Source organism: Nocardia sp. NPDC004260 (genome assembly GCF_053603155.1).
The window spans coordinates 1-5,746 of record NZ_JBSGEZ010000160.1; the positions used below are offsets into that span (position 1 = coordinate 1).

General features: G+C 67.8%; 4 protein-coding genes and 1 pseudogene. 2 read left to right on the plus strand and 3 right to left on the minus strand.

What is annotated here, in order from left to right; genetic code table 11:
• Positions 1-127: 127 nt before the first annotated feature.
• Positions 128-496, minus strand: coding sequence for an Rv2175c family DNA-binding protein (locus tag ACWEO7_RS37780; RefSeq protein WP_355079591.1), 369 nt, complete (start codon positions 494-496; stop codon positions 128-130).
• A 118-nt stretch (positions 497-614) separates the two neighbouring features.
• On the opposite strand from ACWEO7_RS37780, the gene pknB reads away from it, so the two are divergent.
• Positions 615-2,576 carry a Stk1 family PASTA domain-containing Ser/Thr kinase gene (gene pknB, locus ACWEO7_RS37785; protein ID WP_452430444.1) on the plus strand — a complete coding sequence of 654 codons (1,962 nt, stop codon included), beginning with the start codon at positions 615-617 and terminating at the stop codon, positions 2,574-2,576.
• 54 nt (positions 2,577-2,630) lie between these two features.
• Here pknB and ACWEO7_RS37790 read toward each other — a convergent pair whose 3' ends face one another.
• Positions 2,631-4,016 carry a class II 3-deoxy-7-phosphoheptulonate synthase gene (locus tag ACWEO7_RS37790; RefSeq protein WP_355079587.1) on the minus strand — a complete coding sequence of 462 codons (1,386 nt, stop codon included), beginning with the start codon at positions 4,014-4,016 and terminating at the stop codon, positions 2,631-2,633.
• 434 nt (positions 4,017-4,450) lie between these two features.
• On the opposite strand from ACWEO7_RS37790, the gene ACWEO7_RS37795 reads away from it, so the two are divergent.
• Positions 4,451-4,951, plus strand: coding sequence for a polyadenylate-specific 3'-exoribonuclease AS (locus ACWEO7_RS37795; protein WP_452430446.1), 501 nt, complete (start codon positions 4,451-4,453; stop codon positions 4,949-4,951).
• Between the two features lie 69 nt (positions 4,952-5,020).
• On the opposite strand, the pseudogene ACWEO7_RS37800 reads toward ACWEO7_RS37795, so the two are convergent.
• Positions 5,021-5,746, minus strand: a pseudogene (locus tag ACWEO7_RS37800) (cytochrome b); the annotation flags it as partial.

Sequence of the window (5,746 nt, forward strand, 5' to 3'; positions counted from 1 at the left end):
CACGGGTTCGGTGGGGCTGGTGGATCTGGCGCTGGCCTCGCCGATAGGCGACGAAGGAGCAAGCGGCGGTCGCGCACACGCGAGCCATAAGGGGCCGCGAACACGCCGCGCCCGCGCGGCCAAAAACTCAGAACGGATCCGCGGCGGCCCGGCGCAGGACTTCGCGGGCAAGGGGCCCGTGCAGGGCGTCGACCGGCTTCCCGGGCAGGGTGTCGTCGTCGGTGAAGATCCACTCCAGGATCTCCTCGTCGGTGTACTTGGCGTCGCGCATCACGGTGATCAGGCCGGGCAGCGGCTTCACGACCGCGCCGGTGTCGTCGAAGAACCGCTCGGGGACACCCGCCACGCCTTCTCTGCGGACGGCGATCAATTGATGGTCGCGCAACATCTGGTGCACCCGGGTCACCACCAGCCCGAGTCGTTCGGCCACCTCCGGCAGCGACACCAGGGTCACCGACTGCGGAAGGACGTCGTCACTGCAGGGAAATGCACTCACCCGGACAACGGTAGACGGTCGTGCGCCGCACGTCGTGAGACACCCGGGGTGGTCCGAGTCGATACCATCGTGGGGGCCGCACGGAGCGGCTGACTTTGTGAAAGCCGGAGGACTTCTCTTGATCGGCCAGATGCTGGAAGGGCGCTATCGGATCGATGCGCCGATCGCCCGCGGCGGAATGTCGATGGTCTTCCGCGGGGTCGACACCCGCCTGGACCGGCCGGTCGCCATCAAGGTGATGGATCCGAAGTTCGCGGGCGACCCTCAGTTCTTGTCCCGATTCGAGTTCGAGGCGCGCGCGGTCGCCAAACTCAAGCATCCTTCTCTGGTGGCGGTGTACGACCAGGGCATCGACGGCGATCACCCCTTCCTGATCATGGAGCTGGTCGAGGGCGGCACGCTGCGCGAGTTGCTGCGCGAACGCGGCCCGATGCCGCCGCACGCCGTGCGCGCTGTCGCCGAACCCGTGCTCGCGGCGATCGGCGTCGCGCACTCCGCTGGACTGGTACACCGCGACATCAAGCCGGAGAACGTGCTGATCTCCGACGCGGGCGAGGTGAAGATCGCCGATTTCGGTCTGGTGCGCGCGGTGGCGGCGGCGAACACCACATCGGCGAGCGTCATCCTCGGCACCGCCGCCTATCTGTCGCCCGAGCAGGTCACCAGCGGCTCCGCCGACTCGCGCAGCGACGTCTACTCCTTCGGCGTGCTGATCTTCGAGCTGCTCACCGGCCGGGTTCCGTTCACCGGCGACACGTCGATCTCGGTGGCCTATCAACGCATCGAGAACGATGTGCCGAGCCCGAGCGCTTTCATCTCCGGGGTACCGCCCGAGTTCGACGAACTGGTCGCCAAGGCGACCGCGCGCGAACCCGCGCACCGGTTCGCGGACGCGAACGAGATGGCGGCCGCGCTGCGGCTGATCGGCGCCGAGCTGCGGTTACCCGCCTATCGGGTGCCCGCGCCGCAGGACTCCGCCGAGCATCTCAGCGCCAGCTACCGAGCCGTGCAGCCGGATCGCGACGACCAGCCGGGCTTCGCCGGGGCGTCTGCCCACCCGCCGCAGCCGGTGCAGCACACCCGAGTGGTCACCGCCCAGCGGCCCCGCATCGACCACGACGCGCCGGATGCCTACGACCGGCCGCAACCGGTGCGCCAAGCGCACCCCGCGGCGCCGTATCCGCCCTATTCCGATGACATCAACCGCTCCCGGCGCACGGTCTGGGTGTGGGTGGCCATCGTCGCGGTTCTCACACTGCTGGTCGGCATCGGCGGCTGGTGGCTGGGTGTCGGCCGCTATTCGGCGGTGCCACCCATCGCCGGGCTGGACACCGACAAGGCGGTCGCCACCCTGCAGAATGCCGGCTTCGAGACCGAGATCCGCCAGAAGGCGTCGGACTCGATCCCGGTCGGCGGCGTGGTCGGCAGCGACCCTTCGGCCGGATCCAAGATCACCAAAGGGTCGACGGTCGCCGTCCTGGTCTCCAACGGCAAGCCGAAGGTGCCGGACGTCAAAGCGGGTGACCAGGTGTCGAAGGTCAACCAGTTGATCCGGGACAACGGCCTGCAACCGGTCGACGCTGGCGAAGTGTCCAATACCGCGCCCAAGGGGACGGTCGCCCGGGTGGAACCGAACCCGGGGACCGTGCTGCCTCTCGGCGCGCAGGTGAAGGTGTACCGCAGCAAGGGTTCCCAACCGGTGAAGGTTCCCGACGTGCGCGGCAAGTCGACCGACGAAGCCACCAAGATCCTCACGGCCGCCGGCATCGCGGTGCGTGAGACCAAACCTCAGTTCGACCGCAGCGTCGAGGCGGACAAGGCCATCGGCACCCAGCCGGGCGCGGGCGCAACCATCCAATCGGGCGACGGCGTCGTCCTGCTGATCTCCAATGCTTTGAAGATGCCCGACGTCCGCGGGTGGACCGTGGCCAACGCCCGCGCCAAGCTGGAGAGCCTCGGGTTGCAGGTCGAGGTGAAGCAGTTGGCGCGCGCGGACAGCTCCCTGGTGGTCTCGCAGACGCCGGCCATCGGGGTCAACCTGGAGGCGGGCGACACGGTCACCATCGTGGCCCTTCCCTAGCGGGAAGCGCACCGGCCGCGGGTCAGGGAAGACCGCGCGGCAGGGGATCCGATCTCAGCGCAGCATTTCGGCGACGAGGAACGCCAGTTCCAGCGACTGCTGGGTGTTCAGCCGGGGGTCGCAGGCGGTCTCGTAGCGGCCGGACAGATCGAGGTCGGAGATGTCCTGGGCGCCGCCGAGGCATTCGGTGACGTCCTCTCCGGTGAGTTCGATGTGCATGCCGCCGGGATGCGTGCCGAGCGCGTGGTGCACCTCGAAGAAGCCCTGCACCTCGTCGACGATGCGGTCGAAGTGGCGGGTCTTGAAGCCGGTGGACGACTCGTGGGTGTTGCCGTGCATCGGGTCGCACTGCCAGATCACCTGGTGACCGGTGGCCTGCACCTTCTCGATGATCGGCGGCAGCACGTCGCGGACCTTGCTGTGGCCCATGCGGGACACGATGGTCAACCGGCCCGGCTCGTTGTTCGGGTCGAGCCGCTCCACGTACTCCACGGCCTGCTCGGGCGTGGTGGACGGGCCGATCTTCAGGCCGATCGGGTTGGCCAGCAGTTCCGCGAACGCGATGTGCGCGCCGTCGAGCTGGCGGGTGCGCTCGCCGATCCAGAGGAAGTGCGCCGACAGGTTGTAGAGCACCGGCTCGCCGATCGCGTTCTCGCTCAGGCGCAGCATGGCGCGCTCGTAGTCCAGCACGAGCGCTTCGTGGCTGGCGTAGATGCGGGCCGACTTCAGGCTCGGGTCGTTCACCCGGCACGCGGTCATGAACCGCAAGCCGCGGTCGATCTCCTCGGCCAGCGCTTCGTAGCGGGCGCCCGCGGGCGATTTGGCCACGAAGTCGCGGTTCCAATCGTGCACCTTGTGCAGGTCGGCCATGCCGGCGCCGGTCAGCGCGCGCACCAGGTTCATCGCCGCGCTCGCGTTGGCGTAGGCCCGGACCAGGCGCGACGGGTCGTGCTCGCGCAGCGCGGCATCGGCGACCAGCGAGTTCACCATGTCGCCGCGGTAGGACTTGAGCCCGCGCGAGTCGGTGTCCGAGGAGCGCGGTTTGGCGTACTGGCCCGCGATCCGCGCGACCTTCACCACCGGCAGGCTCGCGCCGTAGGTGAGCACCACTGCCATCTGCAGGAGAGTACGAATGTTGCCGCGAATATGCGGCTCGGTGTTGTCGGCGAAGGTCTCCGCGCAGTCGCCACCCTGCAGGAGGAATGCTTCGCCGCGGGCGACCTCGGCCAGCTGCCCGCGCAACTCCTCCACCTCGGCGGGCACGCAGATCGGCGGGACGCTCTCCAGCACTGTGCGCATGTTGGCCGCCTGCTCCGGATCCCAGGACGGCTGCTGCAGCGCGGGCCGCGCCAGCGCGTCGTCCAACCGCCTGCGCAGCTCGGTGGGCAGCGGAGGCAGTTCCGGCAGGCGATCGATGGGTACGTCGACGGTCCAGTTCACGAGTTCAGAATACGGACCGCACGCCCCGTGGGGATACCCAGTCCCAGGGGTGGAATCGCTCCACCCAGGGTGAATGCGCTCTGCCCAGCGGGTGCCGCCGCGGAGCAAGACCGTGTGGTTCGATTTGTCGCCTTCAGCGCCATCGCGGAATTCGAGGATTTTTTGGCGAGGGCGACCGGATCTCGGCCTTTCGACCGACGCCCGAGATTTTCGGACCGGTTGCCCGACTCGATACCGGCGATATGGTGAAAATCCATTTCCGAAGCATTCTTCTATCCAGTTTTCCAGGGCAGGATTCCCTCCTTGCCACACTGCCCTCGCGCTCGTGCCCTCGGTGCGCGACCTTCTACACTGCATACGAGAACACCAGCCATTCCGCCCCCAATTGCTGCCGAAATCCCCTTGCCAGCGCGGATATCAGAGAGGCACAGTGCTTGAGATATTTTTATGACTGCGAATTCATCGAGGACGGAGTGACCATCGATCTGGTCTCCATCGGCGTTGTCTGCGAGGACGGCCGGGAGTACTACGCGGTGTCCACCGAATTCGATGCCGAACGTGCGGGGCCTTGGGTGCGCAAATTCGTACTGCCGCAGCTGCCTTCGCCCTCCTCTCCGCTGTGGCGCAGCCGCGACCGGATCCGCGACGAGCTGTACGCGTTCCTGGTGCCGCGGCCGACCGTGCAGCCGGAGTTGTGGGCCTGGGTGTCCGCTTACGATCACGTCGCCCTGTGCCAGTTGTGGGGCTCGATGGTCGATCTGCCCAACGCGCTGCCGCGCTACACCAACGAACTGCGCCAGCACTGGGAGGCGCACGGCCGTCCCGACCTTCCGCCGATCCCGCCGGACGCGCACGACGCGCTCGCCGACGCCCGGCACAATCTCGCCAAATTCGAGGCAATCGAGGCCGCGCGACGCGCGACGCCACGCCTCTGACATAGGCGGCATAGACGCGGAAAGGCCCCGAGTCGTATTCGACTCGGGGCCTTTCCGTGGCCGGGGGCGTCAGTGGCCGTGCTTGCCGTTCGCCGCCTCCTGCGCCTGCTGCAGCACCTTCAGCTGCTTGTGCTCTTCGGCGTGCTCCATCTCGAAGTGCCGATCGCTCTCCTCCTGCGGATCCGCGCGCAGGAAGCTGCCGGTGCCCGGCTTGCCCGCCGAACCCAGCTTGCTCATCTTCTTCGGCACGGGCGCGCCCTGGTACTCCAGCGGGATCGGGTGGCCGTGGTCGTCGACCGGGCCGAGCGGCTGGTGCACCTCGATGTACTCGCCGTGCGGCAGGCGCTTGATCACACCGGTCTCGATACCGTGCTCGAGCACCGCCCGGTCGCTGCGCTGCAGGCCGAGGCAGAACCGGTAGGTGAGGTAGTACGCCACCGGCGGGGCGACGAGCAGGCCGATGCGGCCGATCCAGGTGGTCGCGTTCAGCGAGATGTCGAACTTCAGCGCGAGGATGTCGTTGACGCACGACAGCGTGAGCACCACGTAGAATGCGATGGCCATCGCGCCGATCGCGGTCCGGACCGGGACGTCACGCGGACGCTGCAACAGGTTGTGATGCGCGGTGTTGTCGCCGGTGAGCCGCTTCTCGATCCACGGGTAGGCGATCAGCACCGTGAACACCAGACCCATGATCAGCGCGACCCAGAAGACGGCGGGCACAGTGTAACGGCCCAGGTACAGCTCCCACGGCGGCATCAATCGCGCCATGCCGTCGGTCCACATCATGTAGAA